This is a genomic window from Rhizobium tropici CIAT 899, assembly GCF_000330885.1.
Taxonomy (GTDB): Bacteria; Pseudomonadota; Alphaproteobacteria; order Rhizobiales; family Rhizobiaceae; genus Rhizobium; species Rhizobium tropici.
Genome location: NC_020062.1, coordinates 21,834 through 44,582, shown reverse-complemented (window position 1 = coordinate 44,582; position 22,749 = coordinate 21,834). Strand labels below are relative to the sequence as shown.

The window sequence follows — 22,749 nt, the reverse complement described above, 5'->3', positions numbered from 1 at the left end:
TGATCACCGAAAGAGCGCTGGTGATTTTCAGCGAGATTTTTGATGAGCGATTTCAAATAGCGTCATTTTCAGGGTGAAGTGATTTTGTGGGCGGTTCGATGGTATTGCCGCTATGGGGTGAACTACCGCGACCTTGAACAAATGATGGGTGAACGAGATGTCGCTGTCGATCATTCCACGATCTATCGGTGGGTCCAGAAATACGCGCCAGAGATTGAAAAGCGGCTGCGCTGGCATTGGCGCCGACCACAATCAACTCCGCAGATGCTATGCTTGTCTTGCGTCGAGGCTAAGCCATATTGCGAGCACCTGATACTCTGTTTCATGGATGGCTGGATGGTGCCAAACCTTACGGACCACCCCCCAAAAAAGCCAGCCGCGTTAGGACCGTGTAGTGCGATTCCGACGCCATCAGAGCGACAAAGACAAGTATCAGGACCGGGGGAAACAGGATGGCATAGATTAGCGCCAGCCGTTCCCAGGCCATATGCATGAAAATCGCAACGATCAGCCCAGCCTTCAGGATCATGAACAGAAGGATCAGGGACCATCTGAGATAGCCCTGAATGCCGAGATAGTCGACGAGGTAGGAAAAGGTGCTGAGGACGAAAAGCAGTCCCCAGACCACCATGTACAGTTTTATCGGATGCTGTTGTCCGGAATGTGCCTGCGCCTGTGCCATGATGCCATCCTCACCACAGATAGAAGAATGCAAAGATGAATACCCAGACCAGATCGACGAAGTGCCAGTATAATCCCATGATCTCGACGATCTCATAATGACCCTTGCGGCTGGTGAAAAACCCCCGCCTTTCCTGGTCGAAGTCTCCCCGCCACACCTTGCGTGCCATGATCAGAAGAAAAAGAACGCCGATCGAGACGTGGGTACCGTGAAAACCGGTAATCATGAAAAAGGACGAACCGAACTGTGCCGCACCCCATGGATTCTCCCAGGGGCGGACTCCCTCCCTGATCAGTTTGGTCCATTCGAATGCCTGCATTCCGACGAATGTCGCACCGAGGACCGCCGTCGCCAACATCAGCGCCGCCGTCTTGCGGCGATCGTGGCGGTATCCGAAGTTGACCGCCATGGCCATCGTGCCACTGCTGCTGATCAGGACGAAAGTCATGATGGCAATCAGGATGAGCGGGATTTCCTCACCCCCGATCGTCAGTGCGAAAACCTCGCTGGGATTGGGCCAGGCGATGGTGGTCGACATGCGCGCGGTCATATAGGCCAGCAGGAAGCAGCCGAAAATGAAGGTATCGCTCAGGAGGAAGATCCACATCATCGCCTTGCCCCAGGAGACGTTCTTGAACGCTCGCTGGTCCGACGACAGGTCAGCCGCGACGCCGCGCAGTCCCACGGGCCGCAGATGTGGATTACTTGTCGGTCTTTCTATGGATTCGGTCATCATCGAGGCTCCTCAACTGACCAATTGACGGCAGAGATCGACGAAACTATTTGCCCAGCCGGCAAAGAGCGCAAAAAGGATCAGCCAGACAACGAGCATGAAATGCCAATAGATGGCGCAGAGATCCACGCTTAGGCGAACTCTTGCGAGGACAGGGCTGATGCGAGCGCGGATTGCTGTTCGCCCGAGCACGAAAAGCCCACCCAATATGTGCAGGCCATGCAATCCGGTGATCATATAGAAGAAACTGTTGGATGGATTATCGGCAAGCACATAACCTGCCGACACCAGTTGCCGCCATGCCAGAACCTGCCCGGCCAGAAACAGAACAGCCAGTGCGAATGCCACTGTAAGAGCCGTGTTCAGCATCTCGCCGTAGTCGAGGCGGGCTTCGGCTTTTGCCCATTGTAGCGCGACACTGCTGGCGGCAAGGGCGGCCGTATTCACCCAAAGCAGCTTTGGGATCGGAATGCTCCACCAATCCGCGCCGCCAAGGCGCGTAAGATAGGCGCTGATGAGGAGCGCGAACAGAGCGCCGACGACGGCGAGAAAAATGCCGAGACCGACTTTCGCCGTGGTCGCCGATGATCCCCTCATGTCGGGCGCATCGCCTGCAAGGCCTGTTTCCAGCCAGGGTTTCGAGGTCAGCCGCTGCCGCGCCATCCACCAGGCGATGATACCGGCGATCCCCGCCATGAAGATCAGAATAGCGCTCATGACAACGCCCTTTCGGGCGGCCCGGACGAGGCCGGTTGGTTCTGCGGTAGAAAGTCCTGATCCGCTCCGGGGACACTGTAATCATACGGCCAGCGATAGACGATCGGCAGTTCCTTGCCCCAATTGCCGTGAACGGGCGGCGTTTGCGGCGTCTGCCATTCCAATGTCGTTGCCCGCCATGGATTGCCGCCCGCCTGCCGGCCCCAGCGAAGGCTCCAGGCGAGATTGAACAGGAACAGAAGCTGCGCGGCACCGACGACCAGCGCAGCAACGGTGATGAACATGTTCAGCGTATGCGCCGACGGCGGAATGAAAGCCGTTTCGCCCAGCTCGTAATAGCGGCGCGGAACGCCCATCAGGCCAAGGTAGTGCATCGGGAAGAAGATCGCGTAAGCGCCGAGAAAGGTGATCCAGAAGTGGATTTGGCCCATCGTCACGTTCAGCATGCGCCCCGTGACCTTCGGATACCAATGATGGATCGCGCCGAAGATCACCAGGATCGGCGCGACCCCCATCACCATATGGAAGTGAGCAACCACGAACATGGTGTCGGATAGCGGCACGTCGACGACGACGTTGCCGAGAAAGAGGCCGGTCAGCCCACCGTTGATGAAGGTGACGATGAAGGCCAGGGCAAACAGCATCGGCAATGTCAGATGGATATCGCCGCGCCAGAGCGTCAGCACCCAGTTATAGACCTTGATGGCCGTCGGGATGGCGATGATCAACGTCGTGGTCGCGAAAAAGAACCCGAAGTTCGGGTTCATACCGCTCACATACATATGGTGCGCCCACACGACGAAGCTCAGGGCCGCGATGATGACGATCGCCCAGACCATCATCCGGTAGCCGAAGATGTTCTTGCGCGCGTGGGTGCTGATCAGATCCGAGACGATGCCGAAGGCAGGAAGCGCTACGATATAGACTTCCGGATGCCCGAAGAACCAGAACAGATGCTGGAACAGGATGGGGCTGCCGCCTCCCTGCTGCAACTGCTGGCCCATCTCGACGATGGCAGGCATGAAGAAGCTCGTGCCGAGCAAGCGGTCGAACAGCATCATGACGGCGGCGACGAAGAGCGCCGGGAAAGCGAGCAATGCCATGACAGTGGCGGTGAATATACCCCATACCGTCAAGGGCATTCGCATCAGCGTCATGCCACGGGTGCGACCCTGCAGCACGGTGACGACATAGTTGAGCCCACCCATGGTAAAGCCGATGATGAACAGGATCAGCGACGACAACATCAAGATGATGCCCCAGTCACGTCCTCCCGGCGTCCCGGATAGAAGTGCCTGCGGTGGATACAGCGTCCAGCCGGCACCCGTCGGCCCACCAGGCGCGAAGAAGCCGACGACCAACACGATGACCGCAAGCAGATAGAGCCAGTAACTCAGCATGTTCGCATAGGGAAACACCATGTCACGCGCGCCGAGCATCAAGGGGATCAGATAGTTGCCGAAACCGCCGAGGAACAACGCGGTCAAGAGGTAGATCACCATGATCATGCCATGCATGGTGATGAACTGATAATAATGTTCCACGTCGATGAAGGAGAAATAGCCGGGAAACCCGAGTTGCAGGCGCATCAGCCAGGACAGCACCAACGCCACCATGCCGATCGAGATGGCGGTCAGAGAATATTGGATAGCGATGATCTTGGCATCCTGGCTGAAGACATATCTCGTCCACCAGCTTTTCGGATGATAAAGCTCGACATCCTCGACTTCAGCGGGCCGGATGACCTGTTCGGTGCCGGAACCAATCTCGACCATATTCCTTCCTCCCTGTTCCCTGCGATGCAGCCTTCCTCCTCGGCTGCGCACGGCACTTACTTTTGCGCCGACGCCAACGATTTCGAGAAAGTCGGCTGTTGCTGCAGCCAGGCTTGATAGGCTGTTTCGGTATCGACGATGACGGTGCCGCGCATCTGCGGGTGACCAACGCCGCACAACTCCGCGCAAAGAACATCGAAGGTTCCCGTTCGCGTCGGCGTGAACCAATAATAGGTGACCGTGCCGGGGATCATATCCATCTTGGCCCGGAATTCCGGCACGTAGAAATCATGCACGACGTCGATCGAGCGCAGAAGCATCTTCACCGGCATGCCGGCGGGTATGTGCAGTTCGCCGCCTTCGACAATAACATCGTCCATTCCGGCGGGATCGTTCTTGTTCAGGCCGAGCGGATTATCCGGAGCAACATTGCGCGTGTCCGCCCGACCCAGCTTTCCGTCCGCCCCCGGCAGCCGGAAACTCCATTGCCATTGCTGGGCGACGACTTCGACCTCGCTGGCGTCAGTCGGGACCGTTACAAACTGTTTCCATACGAAGAGGCCCGGCGTGAGCATCGCAGCCACACCGATTGCGGTTCCGCCGGCGAGCCACCATTCCAGCCGCTTGTTTTCAGGCTGGTATGCCGCCTGGTTTCCTGCGCGATGCCTGAAGCGCAGGACGCAATAGGCTATGAACAACACGACTGCCGAGAAAACGAAGCCGGTGATCCAGAACGTGATGACAATGGTGTTGTCGATATAGCTCCAATTCGACGCGATCGGCGTCCACCACCAAGGGCTCAGCAGATGGAATGCGATCGACCCCACCACCAGCAGAACGAGAACTATGACGACAGCCATTGTCGCCTCCCTGACCCGGTCGCGAATATTTCCACAATCTCATCGCGAAAGGTTTTAGCATTATCTCATGAAGCGGTCAGGCGAGCAATTGCGACGACGATAGCGGCTCATCCTAACAAACCATACGGGGCGCGAAGACACCGCGCCAACACATCGGCGGTGTCAAATCGCCGAGCGGAATTCCACCGATCCAACCGGCGGCACGGAAGACAGCTCATCCCTATTTGCCATCTGGCTATTTGGAGTATTGCTTCAGATAGGCGATCAGATTGGTAATCTCGGTATCGTCCTTCAGCCCGATGAAGGTCATTTTCGTGCCTTTCACCTTCGCCTTGGGATCGTGCAAATAGTCGCGGAGCGATGTCTCGCTCCAGACGAGGCCGTCTTTGCCTGCCTGCTGCATTGCCGGCGAATAGGCGAAATTCGGATGTGTTCCAGCCGTTCTGCCGAACAGACCGTTCAGCGAAGGTCCGATCTTGTTCTGGTCCGTTTCGGCTATATGGCAAATGGCACATTTCTTGAAAACAATGGCTCCCGCGGTCGCATCGCCCTCCTGCGCGAAAGCGTCATGCGGGGCGGCAATGGCAAGAAGGAGACAGATCGGAAGAAAACGCCAAGACATGGTAATCCTCATTCTCTTCATCGCTATTCCAAACGACGCGACTCCCATCGGATAGGTCGTAATGGCTTGGAGGATGATCCCGGGGTAGGTTTCCTTTGTGAATTCAAGACATGCGGTTCGGATAGGCGGCAATCAATTTCCGATACAGGTGCCAAGTTGAATGCCCTAGGATGGGCATGACGACCGCAAGGCCGACAAAAATCGGGATCGTGCCGACGACGAGCAGCGCCGCGACGATCAATCCCCAAAGCGCAACAGGTCCTGGATTGGCAAGCGTGGCGCGTATGCTCGCATTTACGGCTGCGGTTGCGCCAACATCCCGGTCGAGCAGCAGCGGGAAGGTCACCACGGTCGTCGCCAACACAATTATTGCGAAAACGAAACCGGCCAAGTTTCCCCAAAGTATAAGGGAGAGACCTCGAGAAGTGGTCAGCACATCTAGCAGGAAAGTGGAGACCGAGATCAGACCGGCCTTGCCGAAGGTTAGGGTGTAGATGTGCTGCGCGACAAATAACCAAGCGACGAAAAGCGCGAACAGCATGAAGCCCACTGCAATGATCGATGGCAGTGCCGGCGAGTGGCAGACCTCCAGCGCGTGATACCATGAGCTATCCAGTCCCCGTTCGCGGCGTCGACTGATTTCATAAAGGCCAAGGGCCGCAATCGGGCCAACCAGCGCAAAGCCGGACATCAAGGGATAAAGCAACGGCATCAGGTTAGCGCCGGAACTCCACATGATCAGGAAAACGCCTGTGATCGGATATATAAGACAGAGAAAAACGTAATGTGAGGGCTTTTCTCCGAAATCATTAAGCCCCGATCTCAGCGCATCGATAAGATCCCCGATCCTTATCTTCCGCACTTCCGGGCGAGCAAACTCGCCACTCGCACCGGCCATGACGTGGAATGCCACCATAGCATCTCTCCTCCTCCACCACATACCGGCTGGCGCTGCAAAGACGTCCGGCGAATTTTATCTACAATCAAAGCCCAACCGGCTAGCCTAAATTTATCAAATCTTGTCGCTTTTGTCGCCTATTCTTTAAATTATGAAATTAGATACTGTTCATTCATGATGCCAAATGATCGACGATTTTGAACGCCGGTACACGGAAGACAATATTCGCCTGCCGCAATGAGATCTCACCCATCGTCCTTCCTGTAATCGGCTCCCCCTATTCACCGACATAACCGGGTAAGCAACCTATCGAGCAAAGCAGGCGCCTAACCGGCATCGTAAACTTAACGGCTGATAAGCCAAGGTATGGCGCTGGCGGCAAGCAATCGTCGTTCGGTCGGCAACCCTTCATTCGTGTTTCTCCAAATCGTACAACTGCTCGGTACGAAAGATACAACTATCGGGTCCACTGCCCGTATCTCTTCAAGGCGTTAAAGTGCAATCGCGTCGGACAACGGCGCGCGCACTGATGGAATGAACACTTAGCTCATTAGTCGGACAAGCTCGGCCTGCCTGCGCACGCCGGTCTTCTCGAAGATATGGGTCAGATGCGCTCTCATTGTTGCAGCTGCAATACCGAGCCGGGTAGCCGCCGCGTCACGCCCGTCACCCTTGAGAATTTCCCACGCGACGTCAGCTTCCGCTCTCGTCAGTCCAGATCTGTTGCGCAGATATTCCTTTAACTCACCGGGAGTCAGGTCCAAGGCCGCAGCCATGGACGGCCCCACGAATATGGCTGCCTCCGCTTCGGGCTGCAGTTGCGCACGCAAGTTACTTCCATTCAGCGGCAAGACATGGGCGAAGATCGGCGTATTCTCCGGCCCGGCAAGACAGATAGTAAGTCCGATCTTGTCAAGCGCCGTCTCATTGCAGGCCGCAAGGCGAGCCTCGAACTTGAGCCACTTCGTTACGCTGCGACGTTCGTAGCCGGTCCGTCGGACGATCTCGCGGTAAGAGAGCCTTTGCTAGCGCAAGGCATGGAGCATCTCGAATATTTCCTGGCGCGATTGCCTGTGGGCGAGCCGAGCACGCCGGCGATGCGTTGCAGCGTCAACAATTGCGTCCTCCGACAGGATGGACCTGCCCGTTGTGCGTCCAGAAAGGCTCTTCTGTTCTTCGATCACCGCGCGAAGGTTTTGGATCAGATGGAACAGATCGGCGACCTGGCGGGCCTGCCGTGCGCCTTCACGCACGGCCTGCGCATATAGGCCGCAGCGATCCCGGCTGACGACCTCGACGATAGGATGATCACGAAGCCACTTGGCCGCACTGTCGACGCTGCGGTCGTCCAGTATGTCGACGACCGAGCGGTGCTCGAGATCTACTAGGATGGTTCCATAGCTCGTCGCCCGTCGCCAACTCCAGTCATCGATGCCGACTACCCGGACCTCGGAACTCCGATGAGAAACCGCGGCATCCCTCTTCAGTTGCCGGAGGATGGTGTCGTCGCTGACCGGCATGCCGAGACGTTCCATCAAACGCCCGCCAGGACGGCCGCCGGTGCTGTGGCCGAGCAAGCCCACAATCTCTCCGACCCTTCTCGTCTGGCGCGCATAAGGAGCAACGATCGTGGGCAGCCGGTCGGTGAACGTTAGTCGTGCGCATTCCCGATTTGCACAAAGCCAGCGGCTCAGCCGGAGCTTCACTGTCACCGGCTTGCCTTGGGCTGGTAGATCCTGGAGACTGCGGTTGCACCAGCCATGCCTACTTCGGCTTCGACGTCCACAATCGGGACAAATCCCGATCGCGGATCCAGCTGCGGAAACAACCCAACCGTCATCAACAGTGAGCGCGACACCCAGAATCCTGACTCCTGGACCGGGCGACCATTTCGATTTCGTTCGCATCGCCGCCCATAGCGACACTGTCCCTAACGGCAGATGAACCACACAAAGTGAGGAAGAGCCCGTTTAAGTGCCAAACGACAGCGTAGCTCACTGGCAGAATTGTACAACCGATTGTATAAAAATGCCCTTTCAAAGCTCCCGTTTTGGGGGTAATCTCCCAATCCTGTAGTGGGGCATTCAATCGAAAATCGCGTCTCGTTCCGAACTCTCGACGAGATTCTGTTTTTTCGCAGCACGTCGAGTGCATTTCTAACGACATTTCCCGATCGTTGAGTTTTTCAAACTCAACAGCATTTGCGACTGTCTCTCGTGAGGCCGCTATGGCGACGTTGGCGTTGCTCGATATGGTCAGTCCTTATGTCGTCGGCGGTGCGGCCATTGGCCAACCGCTGCACGAACTGCTGAGCGCGCTATTCGTTACCGAAATAGAGACAGCCTTCGACGACAACGGAATCTGCCTTAGCGGGATTGCCCGTTTCAGCGCCAACGTTGGCAATGCATTGCCCACTTTCACACCGCCCTTTACCATCACTTGGAACCCCAACGCGACAGTCGACCATCGTACGCAGCGCACGCAGGGCGCATATTGGGATTTTCCCGACATCGCGATCACCTTCCAGCTGAACGCCCCCCGCATTTCTTCACCCATTGCCGACCTCGTCGTTTCCGGCGGCCCCGGCGGCAATCCGGCAGCGCTCAACAACGGCCCGCTTGCCGCGCTTCTGGCAGGGCTTGGCCAGGGCCAACCCGCGCCGGGTCAGACCGCAGCGGATTCTGTCGATACGGTCTTTCATCTCGATCTGCTGTTCGATGCTGCAACACTGCATCTGCCGTTTCTCACAGGCGCCTTGTTGCAGCCGGACGGCATACTCGTCCCTGACCCGCAAAATCCCGAAGTCACGCTCGTTCTGCCAAAAATAAAGCTATCGATCGACCAAACTGCCGGAGCGACCACGGGTGGTGGCAGCGATCCGCAGGTATCGATCAACTTCGATTCCTGGGCCGCTTTCGATATCAACGATCCGGCTGGTGCCGGCTACGGCGATCTATTGCGCATGCAGCCGCCCTACGCCTTCTTCGGCCCCGACGATGTTCTCGGCTTCGGCTTCAACAGCCTGCTGCTCGATCTCTCGGGCACCGAGACGCCACCAGCGATCCTCGAAAAGTTCGGTGTCGGCGATGATTTCCGCGGCTTCTATGCTCCCGATGTGCGGGTCTTCATCCAGCCGCCGGCGTTCAAAGGCCTTGGTGTCGACGTTTCAGCGCGGGAACTGCTGTTCCAGTTCGGCAGCGACGGTGGCCTGTCCGCAATCTTTGGCCTCGATGTCGTCAAGCCGGACGCAGCGCAAGGGGCGACGATCACCATCTACGACGAGTTCGGCGGACTGGTCGACAAGATCGCCCTGCCTGACGTCGCGGCGCCTCCAGCTCCGCCTTTCACATCCGAGATCGTACCGGTTCCGCGGAAGTCGCAATGGGTGGTCGACGTCACGGGCGGGCAGCCGCCTTACAACATCAATATCGACGGTAAGACGCAGACCACCGACCCCATCGTCGTCCAGTTGGCCCCCAATCAGACGAGCCACACTGTCGGCATCGACATCCTCGATGTGCACGTAGGGCCGCAGCCGCGCCATGCCGATGTGCGCGTGGCTCTACTACCGCCATCGCTGACCGCTCCGGAGGGTGGCTTCAATCGCACTTCCGAAAAGGCCGTGCTGACCGTCGTCAACGCAGGTCCTCCCGGCTATGCCATCGGCATGCTGGATTTCCCCGAGCAGGAAAAGCTCACTATCGTCTTTGCGCCGGAGACGGCGATTGCGACATTTTCAACCGCTGGGGGACCACCGCAGGCTTTGCCGATCACTGCTGGCCGCGCTTCCGTGTCGTTGCCGCACGGCTCCTCGGTGGACATCAGCGCCACCTGGAATATCGCGGCCCAACCGCCGAGCCCGGTCACCTTCCACGGCCAGTTCCAATACGATCAACCTCTCCGCTCGTCTGCGACGCCGGAGACGGTCGACGATCCGACCTGGGCAGCCTTCGCCAGCAATCCGGAGAATATCCGGACGATTCCCTCGGCGGATACCGCCAATCCCAACCAGCAGAATTGGCAGGGTGTGGACAACGAGCTCGTGACCAGTTCGGACTTCAACGCCTTCGTGGCCGCCGCCAAGGCAGAACCGGATACACCTATCACCCTCGCTGGGGAGGCCAGCAAGGAGAAGGTCCCGGTCATCGAATACAACGTCGCGCTGTCGCAGCGCCGCATCTGGGCGATCCGTAGGCTGCTTACAGCGCAAGGTGTCACCAACCAGATCATCGAGCTGCCCGAGGGCGAGCAGCCCCCTACCGATCCTTACCTTGCTCCCGGGCGCGGCGCCTATCGCCGCGTCCTCGCCAGCATCCCGACCGGCGCTCGGCCGGCGACCACCGCAACGGCCGCTGTGCAGATTGCCCGGCCTGCCCGTAAGCCTGTGCCGGCTCCCTTCAAACCACCAGTCATTAGGCGCGAAGCGCCAGGCAACGACAGCATCCGCTTCAAGGAGCTGCATGTCCGCGTCGAACTCGACCACAATCGCCTGATTGCCATCGAGATCCGTCTCAAGGTCGACGTCACCACGGTTCTCGAGAGCTACCTGACCACCGTCCAGCAGCAGAATCCGATACCTCAGGGTCAGGGACCGATCTCGCTGCCAGTCGGCAAGGCGGCCGATCCCAATGACGGCGTGCTCGACATGCGGCTTCAGCTTACCCTCGACGACACCGTCGGGCGATGGCAGATGCTGGCGAGCCTCTTCGAGCAAGACAGCGATGGATTCCTGCAGACGCCGCCGCCCGCCGCGCTCGCCGCCGGCCCCGTGGCCGATTACTTCTGGCGCGACTATTTCGGGCTGCTGGTTGCCCTCGCGCCGCTGCTCGACGCTGTCGCAACCTCCAACACGCCGGCCGGCGACCTTGTCGCGCTGGGGATTGGAGCTGGTGTCCCGCTCGCCGCGGCGAAACTTGATATCGTGCACGTACCACGCATCACCTTCTACGGCGGAGAGCTGGTCGTCGCACATGATCCCCATGGCACGCAGGGCGCGCTGCTGCTGGACGTAGAGGTGGCCCTCGTCGTCACACTGAACCTCGCCGGCAGGCAGCTCATCAACACCGACCCCACGAATCCCATTACCGTCCGCTACAAAGCTGTGGGGTTCAAAACCTCCGACACGCCGCAAATCCGCGACATTATCCCGGTCTTCGACTCCTCGAAGGGATTTACCATCAATATCCCGAGCACAGGCAGCATCAGGGTGCCCCCGCCGCTCGGCGACATCCTGCAAGTATCCGGCGCGCGTATCGCTCGCTCAAACCCGGCCAATCTGGAGCTCGACCTCGGCCTCAAGGTCGATCTGGGCGTCGTCACCGTCGACAAGACGACCATCCGCATCCCGCTCGAAGGCGGGCAGCCGCCGACGATCACAGCGCTTGGCGTCCACATCAACATCAGCGGCGCCATCGAGGGCGGTGGATATCTTGCGATCTATCCCGATGGCTTCGCCGGCCAGCTCGATGTCTCTTTGCCCGGTCTCGGCGTCCGCGTTGCGGCAGGGCTCTCAGTCCGCCACGTGCCGACGCCGCCCGCGCCGGGGCCGCAGGCCACCGCAATCCTTCTGACACTCGAGGTCGATTTCCCGGTACCGATTGCCCTCGGCAATTCGGGGCTCGGGATTTTCGGCTTTGGCGGTCTCTTCGCACTGCATTTCCGCCGCGACGAGCATCCTAACGATCCCATTCCGGCACTCGACTGGCTAACGCGCGTCAACGGCAATCCGATGGAGATCACCGGCTGGGTGCCGGACATCGATCGTTGGGCTATCGGCCTTGGCGCCGTGCTCGGAACGATGGACGCCGGCTTTACGCTCAACGTCAAGGGCATGCTCATCTTCGAGATGCCTGGGCCACGCATCCTTCTCGTCATGAAGGCCAAGATCATTGCAATCCGGCCGCCACGAGAAGGCAATCCGACTGCGACGATCCTCGCGGTCATCGACATCGACCTCGGGCGGCGCCGGATCACCATCGGGCTTACTTTCGACTACGAAATCAAGCCTCTGCTTGCTGTCCACATACCGACGCGCGCCATCTTTCCCTTCGATGACCTAGCGCATTTCGCGATCGACGTGGGCTCCTGGTACAACCCGGCAACGGTCACTTTCTTCGATCTCTTCAAGGCTCGCGGCTATTTCATGATCCGCGGCAAGGGCATACCCGACAGTTCGGCCTCTCCCGACAACTACGATGAAGGCCACGACAGTACCTTCCCGTTGCTACCCTTGCGGCTCGGCGGTTTCTCTATCGCGACGGGTGTTTCCGTCTCGTTCACCTGGGGCGACGTGGATGATGGGCTCTATCTTTCGGTCGGCGCCGCTGCCGATGCCGGCCTCGGTTTTGCACCGATCCTCTTTACCGGCGAGATCAGACTATGGGGAGAGCTGCATCTCTGGGTAGTGAGCATCGAGGCAGCGGCCAAGCTCACGGTCGTCGCGGGACAGGTGCCCGACGGCCCGACGGTGCCCGATCCGGACTATCCCGGTGATCCCACCCATCTCTATCAGCCGACAAAGAACGTCGTTCAGATCGACGGTGAAGTGCATGGCGAAGTTGACCTGTTCTTCTTCACCGTATCGGGTTCCGTGCACGTGACACTGGGCTCCCGTCCCGACGATCCACCGGCCCCGCCGCCGCTCGTTAATGGCGTCAGCCTGCAGTCGCGGGCGGCGGCGCTGCTGGCCGGTGTCAGCAGCGACCGTCCGATCGATGGCAAGCTTGTCGACGCACACGCCGACGGCAGCGCCATCCCCGACGGCGAAGTCGTGCCGATCGACGCGATCATCGTGCTGCACTTCGACTGCACGCCCCGCATCGACGGCGCCTTCTCGGCGACGCAGCTCGACCCTAACGATGCCGGGAGGACCATCACGACCAGTATCGCGATCGGTCCCATCGGTCCATCCTCGCCCGCGGTGCATCGTGGGACGCCCTACTATACATACCGTCTCAAAGGCATTTCCATGGACCACGCGCTAACCCCCGGCGAGGTTCCTGCTGTCTGGTGGCCGAACGTTCCCGACCCCACCGCCGAGAGCAAGCGCGAGCTCGCACTGCTGACGCGCATACCTGATGCGCACCCCAGCGCCGTCGAACGCAGCCGCCACGCGGAGGATTTTCTCCGCCAACATTGGGCGACGATCTGCGACGAGGTCGCGCCTGCCACATCGGTGCTCTGGACGTTCCACGACCAGCCACTCGGACCGTCGAGCATCGGCTGGCAGATATTCGGCACCGCCTGGCCCGATCCACCGCAATCGACGCGCCAGGCTCCACCCAAGCTTCGTCTGGATATCGCCGAGAACTGGCGTTCCGGCAATCCAGTCGCCGATCTCTTGGTTGATGTTGCGCCTGCCCGAGTGATCGGAGGATATGTCGCATGCCCTGACGGCTGCACGGCTGCCGGCGCCGTGGCACGGCAGCGCCCCGACACCCACCTGGCACAGGCCGCCATGTCCCAACGCCCAAGGTTCACCACAATCCGCGATTTCGCCGCCGTAACGAGCTCGTCGGACCAGCGGGCCAGCTTGGCGTGGCTCCTGCCCGGATTTGCCGATGCGACACGACAGCGGGCTTCTCGCGGCTGCTACGCCAAGTTGCTCGAAGCACCGTTCCAGCGGCCGAAGGCGCCGGACCTTCAGAGCGGCTATCCACTCGCCGAGATCATCAACGAGCTGCTCGCGGAAGCCAGCCGGGGTGACGACTACTCGGACGTTCTGACGCTTGCAACTGGTCAAATCGTGACGCTTCGAGTGCTGATCTTCGCGCCCGACCAGCTCGTGCGGAGCGGCCGCCTTCAGATGCGATGCTTCGATGCCGATGGCAACCAGCTCGACGCGGTCAAGATCACGGCAGACGGCAACGGCAGCCTCCGCATCCAGACACAGAACGATCTGCCAAAACCATGGATCAATCTTAAAGGACCCTGGGCTTGCCGCGTTATCGAGGTCTTCAATTTCCTCTCAACCGCCAATCGAAAAGAGGACGGCGCCATCATTCTCGTCGATACGAAGACCCCGGACGGAACCGCCTATGTCCAGTTCGGCATCGTCGACCTGCTAAGCATCATCGACGAGGGCTTTAACCGCCCCTCCTATCTCGTCGGCGTCATTGAGACGCTGACCGCAGCCGAGGTAGCACGCGAAACCGACGAGACGCTGATCCAGAATCACAAAAAGAGCGAGATCAATGGCGCGCTCGCGCCCATGACGGCACCGCCCGCGCTCCTTCTGCCCAATACCGAATACGCGGTTTCGGTCGAGTGGGAATGGGCAACATGCAACGCCGACGGATCGGATGCGAAGACGTGGAACGCCGCCCCGATCCAGACCTTCCGCTTCCGCACCGATAACCAACCATTGGCGCCCCGCGTCATCGCCTCACCCAGTGACCGGCAGGACCAGGCGAAGACGATGCCGGTCAGGCTCGACCCATGGGTCATCACGACGGACCCCGATGAAGGCGAGCGGTTCTATTTTCACAGCCTGCCGATCCGAATCGTCTTCGCCGTCGATTATCTGCTGACGATGTTCAAGACTTACGGAGTTGAGCTGCAGGCCAAGGTCCGCGCTGCCTCCTACAAGAACGCCGCGCCCACCTCGCCTGGGTTCCCCCACACCTTTGCCGTGATCAAGGACGCCGTCACCGCGGTGGCAGCCGATCAGGTCAATACCCGACCGCTCGTTGGCGTGTCGGTGCTGTCTCCGTGGGAGGGCATGATCCGTGATGTCTTGGCCAACGCGCCTTGCATCCCCACGTCAGGGGCCGTCACGCGTCACACCATCGTCGACATCAACCTGCTGCTCGAGCCGAGCACCGATTTCGTCCTCGACATCGAACCGGTCAATGCGCCGCCGCCTCCACCTGGCAAGCTCATGACGCCGCTCTTCCGACGTGCCTTTACCACCTCGCGTTACGCCAATCCGGCGGCCATGTGCGCCGACGTCTCTGTGAGCAAGCCGGTCGAGTTTCCGGCCAGCGCCGCAGATATCGCGGCACTCCTGGCCTTGCTCAACGCGCCTCAACTGTCGCGGTCGCAGATCGATGCGGCGCTCGGCGAGGCAGGCCTGCGGCCTGTCGTCGAAGTAAAGAGCCCCGAGATCGAGGTATTGTGGGTGCCTGATGGTGGTGCACTGCAGCCCCGGCTCATCGTCATCCGCACCCCTGAGCCGCTGGTGCGCACCCGCAAGGAACCGCAGAACTACGAGCCGCCTGGGCAGCCGCGGCTGCAGCGCGAGGTAATCAGCCTCGTCGACAAGCCCTACCTCGAGGTGGTCCCGGCGGTAGGCGTCGGCGGCGCAGCGCCGCTTCACATCATCAGCCAGCCCGGCCTCAACATTGTCATCGCCGCGGTTGACGCGGGACGCAACAAGCCGATCGCATTCTCGCTCAGAGTGCATGAAAACCCGTTTCTCGGCGAGGGTAGCGGCACGTCGGATATCGACCTGCTCAAGATGATCCTCGATGCCGCAATCTGGGAGGTAGCGTAATGGGGCCGCGCGTCTGCCTGCCGGGCGAGTTCTTCCTCGACGCGATCGTCGTCGATCCGCGCCGGCAACTTGCCGCGCAGGACCGCTCACCGGAGGCGCAGGATTGGGCGCGTGCGGCGCCTATTGACGACCGAACGGCGCGCAAAGCCCGCGGACGCAGCCCTTACATCGCCCTACGCTGGGTACTGAACGCGAGCCTTGGCATCCCACTCCAGCCATTCACAGTGTGGCGGCGGACGGCGCTCAAACGACCTCCAGCGAAATCCATCAACAACTGGCACCGGATCGCCCCCGACACCTTCTGGTGGGACGGGCTCACCGAAATGCTCCTCATCGAGCTCGACGTAAATGCGCCGGTGACCGCATACGGCCTGTCGCGTGCGGATAACGATCCCGTGGCGATGGTCAGTGGCGGGCCGGGCACGATCACACTACGTGGAGGGCCGATGCTCGGAGTCCGGCTGAGCGACGAAAGCGCTCTGACCGATGCCCGCGGCCTCTCCGCCATTGCAATGGCAGATGACGGCGGATGGCAGGAAATCCAGCGCGTCGGCTTGCCGGTGCCCGCGCACCTCGTCAACACCAGCTATTATCGTTCAGATCAGCAGGGCTACGTGTCCTCCTATATCGACGACCCCGTGGCCGCCGCAATACAGCGGCTCAAGGACTGGGGTCCGGTCATAGGATGGCCGACGCTCGCAGGGCTCGACCCTTGGGTACCGCCCGACCCTGCGGCATTGGTCGATCAACTCGGCGCCAACATCATGAGCGACTTGCTGCAAGTGCTCGCCGACCATCCGCCGCCGGATGTCGACGCACAGCAACTTGCCAGCGCCAAGCCGAGGCTGCTGCCACGATTCGAGCAGCAGATCGCCGGCCTCAAATACGAATTCGGCGACGGTCGTACGATCGATCGTTCGGAGATGACGACGCGGCCGTTGCAGAATCTCACCACGGCGGTTGCCACCGACACCTGGGCCAGCCTTGCACTTGGCTACGGCACCGGCGCCGACGTCGGCGAGCCCAGCGGGCGCCTCCGGGAGCTCGACGACTTCATGGTGACGGTGCCATGGAGCGGCCAGATCAAGGCCGCCGTGCAAACACCCTCGATCTGGCCATTCGGCAACAAGCCGCCACAAATCATTGCCAGGCAGGTCGATCGCGAGCTGGCCGCCATCGTGCTCGCGCCGACCTTCCGCGCAGCACCGGATGCGCCGAGCCCTTTGCTGCCCGCGCCGAGCTTCGTCGAGGGCGCCCCCAAGCCGGACGCACCATTTACCAGTGCGGTGAAGATCGAGACTCCGCGCTCCTCGCCGCAGCCCGGTCGCAGCCGCGCCAGTGCCTATGCTCTCGCCCGCTTCGACAAGCCAGGTGTCGGCCAATATCGGATGCGCCGGCGGCCCAAAGGCGACGGCTGGGTGCCGATCGGCGCGGCGACCCCGGCGCGGGCAATGGGGCAGCCGGCCGACCCCGCACTGACGCCGAATACCGTCATGCTTCGCGACAGCGGCGTGCCGCGGCCGGTCAGCGGCGCTGCGCTCAACTATCAATATGCGGCAGCCGCCGGCGACCTCTTCGGCCAGTGGAGCGGTTGGTCCGGCGCGTGGCTGGCTCTTGAGCATGGGAAGGTGCAGATACCAACCGTCACGGTTTGCCGCGCGCGCGCCAGTGCACCGACCGGGGTCGATCCATGTGCGCTCAACGCCAGCGCCGAAATCGTCTGGGAGGCGAGCGAACGCACGCTCGGGCAGCTTCACCTCGTCGTCGACGTATACGATCCCTCCCCGGCGCCCCCTGATCCCCTCGCCGATCCGCCGGATAAGCCACGGTCCGGGGCTGGCATCGTCGACACCTTCATTCGCTTCGATGCGTCGGGCATGGTCATCCAAAAGCCTGCCGACGTGGCCGTCACACCGTTGCATCCCGACGATACCGAAGTGACCAATGCCAGCCCCTTTGCCGGCACGGAGCGCCGCTATCGTATCGAATGGACGGCCCTTTCGATTGTCTATGGCGCTGCAAAAGAAAAGGCGGTCTCGATCTACGCTCAGGCGGAGGAGACGATCCGGCCCGGCGAATGGAGCCACTGGGGTCACGCCGGCGAAATGGTCATCGTGCCCAATCCGCTCCCGCCACCGACACCGATACCCCTGCCCCCCGAATATCCGGTATGGGCCTCGCTGCCGGACGCCGCCGGCCTCTCCTACGCCAGTATCGCCTGGGCGCCGACCGGCGCCTGGCGCTATCGCGTGTTCGAGGCCACCGAAGCGGCGATCCTGGCGGCCTGCGGCCAGCCCGGGCCGGTGCTGACCCAGGGTTTCTACAGCCGAATGCAGACGCTCTTCGATCTCCACAAGGACAACGCGCACTTCCCGACGATCAAGGCGGCGTACCGCAAGCTCGGTGACGAGCCGATCCTGCCGCCTATCCATCCCGACGGCACGATGCGCTACGAGGCGCAGCTTCCGCGCGGCAGCGGCCTGATCCATTGTTTCATCGTGGTTGGCGTCAGCGAGACGAACGTCGTTTCCGGCTGGCCCGTGCCGGATGCCAATGGTCGCAAGGGTTTTCTGGCGTACGCCATTCCGCACCCCATGCGGCTCCCGATGCCCGAAATCAGGGCAACGGTGGGTGCGGCAGGCTCCCCCGAAATCACCGTGACGGCAGCCGGCGCCACTCCGGCCACGCAAGTCACCCTCTACCGTGGACGTAACGCCGTCGTGGCGCGTACCCTCGGCACGATGGACAGGGTTGCAGCCGTGTCGCCGAATCCCGCCGCATGGACCGCGACGACCTTTACCGATGCGACAGCCGTCCGCAGCTGGGAGCTGCTGCAATACCGGGCGGTGGTCCGCCCGGATGACGACCTCGACAGGGCTGGACTCGCCGTCGACTCGCCTCCCTCCCGCTCCTACGGCCTGCTCTTCCCGCCTGTCGGGCCACCAGCGCTTGCACTGACCGAGATCGCGCCTCGGCGGTCGCTGACGCTTGCTGTGGTCAAAGTCACGAGCGACGCGCCGCGTGCAAGCGCGACCATCGGTGACCATTTATTGTCCTGGATGAGTCGGCAGGGAAGCGGCGCGCCAGTTACGGGATCGTCGACATTCGCCGGACTACCCAGTTTCCCCAGCATCGACGCCATGCTCGGCTCGACCGAGCACGCGGCCTATGTCGGCGCCGATGTTTTTCTCCGGATCGATCGCACCGGAGGAGCGCCGCTGGCCCTGAGCATCGACGTGATCGATCCCCTCGGCCGCTCCACCCACGCGCTGCTCGATCTGCCAGCTTTCGTCGCCGACCCGGCACCGGTCATCTCAAGCTTCGTTCTGATGCGCCGCCAGAATATCCTCGCTCCGGCGGTCTGGATCGCAATGGACACCAACGTCCCTGAAATGCTGGCGCCTGGCCACGATTGGACGCTGCAAGTCCGCTTCCGTCCGAGCAATCTGCTCATTCCATGGACAACCCGCAGCTTCTCGGTGCTAGGCCTTCCATCCGTCGCGAGCGAAAGCCAGGTGCCGTTGCCAGGTCGCGCCACGGATACCGTGCTGGTGCGCCGCCTCCTCGGCGGCGGCAGATTCGTGCTCTGGATCCGGGCCTCCGTCGGGATGTCGGTTGGCATCACGCTGACCAACGGCCTCGGGCAGAGCGTCTCTCAGCAGGGAGCGACGAGATGAGGAGCACGCGATGCCAACACCCCCGATAACCATTGCAGGTCAGGGTGACATCCGGCAGCGACTGAATAGCGATGGGCTGGCGGCACTCGGTCTGGCAGGTCCTCTGCTCGCGCCTGCCTGGACGCAGGCGCTGCCAGTGGCAAACGTCGCCAATTTCAGCTTCACCGTCGCCGCACAGTGGTACGCCCCGCTTGCGGGCATTCTGGCCACCGAGCCTAATCCCACCGGGCTCGGACTATCTGGTATCGATGGTACGCCCTGGCCGACGACCGCAGGCACTGCCGTGGTCTTTCGCATTCACCCTCAAGCGAGACTGCGGCTCGAACGCCTGATGGTCAGTAATTTGCAGCCAGCCAATGCAGCGCCGCCCGACCGGTCGATCCGGCCAGTACCTTCCATAATCCTAATCACTAATCCCGGAACAACTTTCGCGACGCCCTGGATCGCTGGTGCCGGCGAGCAAGTTATGCCGGCCGGTAACGTAACGATGTTTGACGAACATGGCCTTTCGGTCGATCCCTTCGCCTTCGCCGCGGCGGTCGCGGCGATCATTGCCCCGCCGTCGGCCGCGAGTGGCGCCATGCCCGCAGGAGCGCCAGCCGGGACGCCGACAGCCATCGCCGGCCTCGCCCCTCTTGGCAACTTCGTCCACGCAGTCGATCTGCACGGTCGTCCCTGGCAGGATCCGCCCGGCATCAATACCGGTATCAGCCTCTATACCCCAGGGGCAGTCGGAGCCGCGCCGACGCAGGGCCAGCATATCGGCGACGGCCTGGTTTATGCATTCCCGAACGGGGCCATGATCGCCGCGGATGCCGATCCAAGCGGCGCGCAGAGCGCCTTGACCACGCCGGCGCTGCTCCGCTTTGGCTGGCAGGTACAGGGCCGGTTGAACAACCTGCCCTTAAGCTGGCCGGCAGCCGGTCCACGAACGCTGGCGCGAGACACGATGCGCCTCGCCGTATGCGACCCGACCTTTCACCTTCTGGGCAATCTCACGCTCACCGCGCGCGATGGCGTGCCGGGTGTCGACGTCAGGACCAACGCCTCACAGGCATCGATTCTCCGGGAAGGCAGCCCGATTACCTTGCTCCCGGAAAGCCGTTCGGCGCTCGGCTGGATCGGGCAAGTCATCCTCAATCTACAGGGAGGCAATCCGGCGGCAGCGTTCCAAACCGGGCCGATGTTTGCCGCAAGCTCCTATTTTGACCTTGGTCAATGGCCTTTCCCGAATATTCCGGGGCCGAATGGCGCTTGGCCGATCGCACCCGCCGCAACGCCGGTTCCGGGCAACGACGCGAGCGTCATGGCTGCGCTGGTGCCGCTCAGGACCGCCGTGGCCAATTGGATCGCCGGCAGCAACGATATTCTCGTTACCTTGCCGGCGGGATTGCCAGCTGGTGTCGCCGTGCGCTTCTATCCGATCCAGATTCTCATGGGGGTTTCGCCGGACGAGCAGCCCTTGCTGCGCCGCGCCGACGGCAACGCCACCATCACCACCGGCGCGGCAACCGATACCGTTCGACTGACCGATCCTTTTAGCCTGGGTACCAACGTTGTTCGCCCCGGCGGCACAACCACGCTGCGCATGGACGCAGCGCTGACCTGGTTGACTGCTGTCGGCGCCGTGCCGCGCGTCAAGCTGATGGGCAATCTGCATTTGACTGTCGGCGCTGACGTGCCCGCGCCTCCGCTGCCGCCTGCCAATATCCTCGCTGCGATGTTCTGGCGCGGTACCGCGTCCAATCCGATGATCGGCGCGCCGTCGCGCGGGCCGTTTCCGCTCGCGGCAGCACTTGGCGATCCGATTGCATTTATCCAGGGCGTCGTCCGCCATCTCTCGACCGATGCCAATCCGCGCGAGGCGCCGCGGTTGCCCACCATGTCGCGCAATGACAGCATATTCGCGCTACAGCTCCTGCCTGGAGCCGCCGTCGATCTCTACCGGTCAATGCTCACTGGCGCATGGCTGACACGTGAGGCCGACGCCCAAGCTCCCCGTCTCGCCAATCCCGGCGGCAGCGGGTGGCACGAAGTGCATGCACCGAGCCTTGTCGCAACCAGCCAGATCGGTTTCGATCTGTGGGTCGCCGCGGCTCACCGGGCGCGGCCGGTAGTGCCGACTGCCGACGTTGCGCAAGCTTTCCCGTCGGGACCAATCGCCGGCCTGCCGACCAATTGGGTGCTGCTTCAGGCCAACGCCACCTCGGTACCGCCTGCCCCGCCGGCGGTGCCTTCGACCATCGCAGCAGCGGTGCTGCAGACCGTGCCGGCCTATGTCGAGACACCCGAGCTCGCGATTATCCCCGATACCGACATAGCGACAGCGGTCAACTGGGTCACCACGCAACTCGGCAATTGGGTATCGACGCCGAACGATCCCGAGCTGCACCGGCAGATCGCGCGCGAGCTTCGCTCGTCCAACTATGGTCGTCGCGACGCACAATGGGCGCTCCGTCGCGCCATCGCGCACGCCCGCGAGCTCATTTACATCGAGACGCCGCTGCTGGCGCATACGACGCATGATGCCGGTCCACCGCAAGACCCGGCAGCGGCTGTAGACCTCATTAGCGCGCTCGCCAACCGGTTAACCATCGAACCGCGCCTCCGCGTGGTTATCCTCGTGCCGCGCGAACCGCCCTTCGTGACGGGCTATGAGCCCTTTTCCACCTTCTTCTATGCCAACCGGCTCGAGGCGGCGCGAACGCTCGCCCTGGCGGGAGGCATGGTCGATGGCCTTAACGGGCAGCGACCGCGGGTGGTGATCGGTCATCCGATGGGCATGCCGGGGCGGCCACTGGCCATCCGCAGTACGACAGTGATCGTCGACGACGTCTGGTGCCTGCAAGGTACTTCCTCGATCAGCCGACGCGGCCTCACCTTCGACGGTGCAACCGATGTTGCGCTTATCGACTGGCAGATGGATCGCGGGGCCAGCGTCACTATCCGGGCGCACCGAAAAGCGCTGATGGGACTGCATCTGGGTGTTGGACCGACACCTGTGGGCGGCGGGGCGCCCGCAAATGCCGTCGGCGCTCCGGCAGGCGATTGGGTCAGGCTTCACCAGCCCGTCAGCGCGCATGAAGTCTTTGCTGATGCCCTCGCCGCCGAGTCCAACCGCGGAAAGCTGCTTGCCCTATGGCCAGGCCCAGATCCAGCGGCTCCGGGCGCCGTGATCGCCCATCCCGCCGATGTCGCAGATCCGGACGGGCGCGGCGGAGCAAGCTTCATCACTACCCTAGCAGCCACCCTCGGCGGAAGCAGCGTCGTCTAGCGATCGGTGACGACCTGC

General features: G+C 61.6%; 11 protein-coding genes and 2 pseudogenes. 4 read left to right on the top strand and 9 right to left on the bottom strand.

Features of this window, described 5'->3' with window-relative positions; translation table 11 throughout:
- Window positions 1–78: 78 nt before the first annotated feature.
- A pseudogene (locus RTCIAT899_RS32525) lies at window positions 79–249 on the top strand (IS6 family transposase); the annotation flags it as partial.
- Window positions 250–349: 100 nt separating this feature from the next.
- Here the strand turns inward: RTCIAT899_RS32525 and RTCIAT899_RS22375 are convergent.
- The 9 genes and pseudogenes from RTCIAT899_RS22375 to RTCIAT899_RS32520 form a co-directional block, all read right to left on the bottom strand.
- Window positions 350–682, bottom strand: coding sequence for a cytochrome C oxidase subunit IV family protein (locus RTCIAT899_RS22375; RefSeq protein WP_015342075.1), 333 nt, complete (start codon window positions 680–682; stop codon window positions 350–352).
- Window positions 683–692: 10 nt separating this feature from the next.
- A complete protein-coding gene (locus tag RTCIAT899_RS22370; protein ID WP_041678299.1) occupies window positions 693–1,415 on the bottom strand; it encodes a heme-copper oxidase subunit III family protein in 723 nt (240 codons plus the stop codon).
- Between the two features lie 12 nt (window positions 1,416–1,427).
- On the bottom strand, window positions 1,428–2,132 hold the full coding sequence (locus RTCIAT899_RS22365; RefSeq protein ID WP_015342073.1) for a cytochrome c oxidase subunit 3: 705 nt from the start codon (window positions 2,130–2,132) through the stop codon (window positions 1,428–1,430).
- Window positions 2,129–3,907 (bottom strand): cbb3-type cytochrome c oxidase subunit I, encoded by a 1,779-nt coding sequence (locus RTCIAT899_RS22360; RefSeq protein ID WP_015342072.1) that lies wholly within the window; start codon window positions 3,905–3,907, stop codon window positions 2,129–2,131. Before RTCIAT899_RS22360 ends, RTCIAT899_RS22365 begins: the two co-directional genes overlap by 4 nt.
- Window positions 3,908–3,963: 56 nt before the next feature.
- A complete protein-coding gene (locus tag RTCIAT899_RS22355; protein WP_015342071.1) occupies window positions 3,964–4,767 on the bottom strand; it encodes a cytochrome c oxidase subunit II in 804 nt (267 codons plus the stop codon).
- Window positions 4,768–5,002: 235 nt separating this feature from the next.
- Entirely contained in the window at window positions 5,003–5,389 is a 387-nt protein-coding gene (locus tag RTCIAT899_RS22350; RefSeq protein WP_015342070.1) for a c-type cytochrome, read from the bottom strand.
- 103 nt (window positions 5,390–5,492) lie between these two features.
- Entirely contained in the window at window positions 5,493–6,305 is an 813-nt protein-coding gene (locus RTCIAT899_RS22345; protein WP_015342069.1) for a DUF2189 domain-containing protein, read from the bottom strand.
- A 524-nt stretch (window positions 6,306–6,829) separates the two neighbouring features.
- Window positions 6,830–7,117 (bottom strand): LuxR C-terminal-related transcriptional regulator, encoded by a 288-nt coding sequence (locus RTCIAT899_RS31735; RefSeq protein ID WP_246714406.1) that lies wholly within the window; start codon window positions 7,115–7,117, stop codon window positions 6,830–6,832.
- 87 nt (window positions 7,118–7,204) lie between these two features.
- Window positions 7,205–8,194: pseudogene (locus tag RTCIAT899_RS32520) on the bottom strand (ISL3 family transposase); the annotation flags it as partial.
- Window positions 8,195–8,514: 320 nt separating this feature from the next.
- Between RTCIAT899_RS32520 and RTCIAT899_RS22335 the strand changes: the two are divergent.
- From RTCIAT899_RS22335 to RTCIAT899_RS22325, 3 genes are all read left to right on the top strand, one after another.
- Window positions 8,515–15,780: an OmpA family protein gene (locus tag RTCIAT899_RS22335; RefSeq protein ID WP_015342066.1), complete on the top strand. Its 7,266-nt coding sequence runs from the start codon at window positions 8,515–8,517 to the stop codon at window positions 15,778–15,780.
- A 401-nt stretch (window positions 15,781–16,181) separates the two neighbouring features.
- The gene (locus tag RTCIAT899_RS22330) at window positions 16,182–19,457 is read left to right on the top strand and encodes a hypothetical protein (protein ID WP_425281490.1); all 3,276 of its coding nucleotides are present in this window, start codon (window positions 16,182–16,184) and stop codon (window positions 19,455–19,457) included.
- A gap of 10 nt (window positions 19,458–19,467) precedes the next feature.
- A complete protein-coding gene (locus tag RTCIAT899_RS22325) occupies window positions 19,468–22,731 on the top strand; it encodes a phospholipase D-like domain-containing protein (RefSeq protein ID WP_015342064.1) in 3,264 nt (1,087 codons plus the stop codon).
- The last annotated feature ends 18 nt before the right edge of the window (window positions 22,732–22,749 follow it).

Coding starts and splice junctions, on each gene's coding strand:
- RTCIAT899_RS22335 (WP_015342066.1), top strand. CDS start 8,515: ATGGCGACGTTGGCGTTGCTCGATATGGTCAGTCCTTATGTCGTCGGC.
- RTCIAT899_RS22365 (WP_015342073.1), bottom strand. CDS start 2,132: ATGAGCGCTATTCTGATCTTCATGGCGGGGATCGCCGGTATCATCGCC.
- RTCIAT899_RS22370 (WP_041678299.1), bottom strand. CDS start 1,415: ATGACCGAATCCATAGAAAGACCGACAAGTAATCCACATCTGCGGCCC.
- RTCIAT899_RS22325 (WP_015342064.1), top strand. CDS start 19,468: ATGCCAACACCCCCGATAACCATTGCAGGTCAGGGTGACATCCGGCAG.
- RTCIAT899_RS22330 (WP_425281490.1), top strand. CDS start 16,182: ATGGTCAGTGGCGGGCCGGGCACGATCACACTACGTGGAGGGCCGATG.
- RTCIAT899_RS22360 (WP_015342072.1), bottom strand. CDS start 3,907: ATGGTCGAGATTGGTTCCGGCACCGAACAGGTCATCCGGCCCGCTGAA.
- RTCIAT899_RS22355 (WP_015342071.1), bottom strand. CDS start 4,767: ATGGCTGTCGTCATAGTTCTCGTTCTGCTGGTGGTGGGGTCGATCGCA.
- RTCIAT899_RS22375 (WP_015342075.1), bottom strand. CDS start 682: ATGGCACAGGCGCAGGCACATTCCGGACAACAGCATCCGATAAAACTG.
- RTCIAT899_RS22345 (WP_015342069.1), bottom strand. CDS start 6,305: ATGGTGGCATTCCACGTCATGGCCGGTGCGAGTGGCGAGTTTGCTCGC.
- RTCIAT899_RS22350 (WP_015342070.1), bottom strand. CDS start 5,389: ATGTCTTGGCGTTTTCTTCCGATCTGTCTCCTTCTTGCCATTGCCGCC.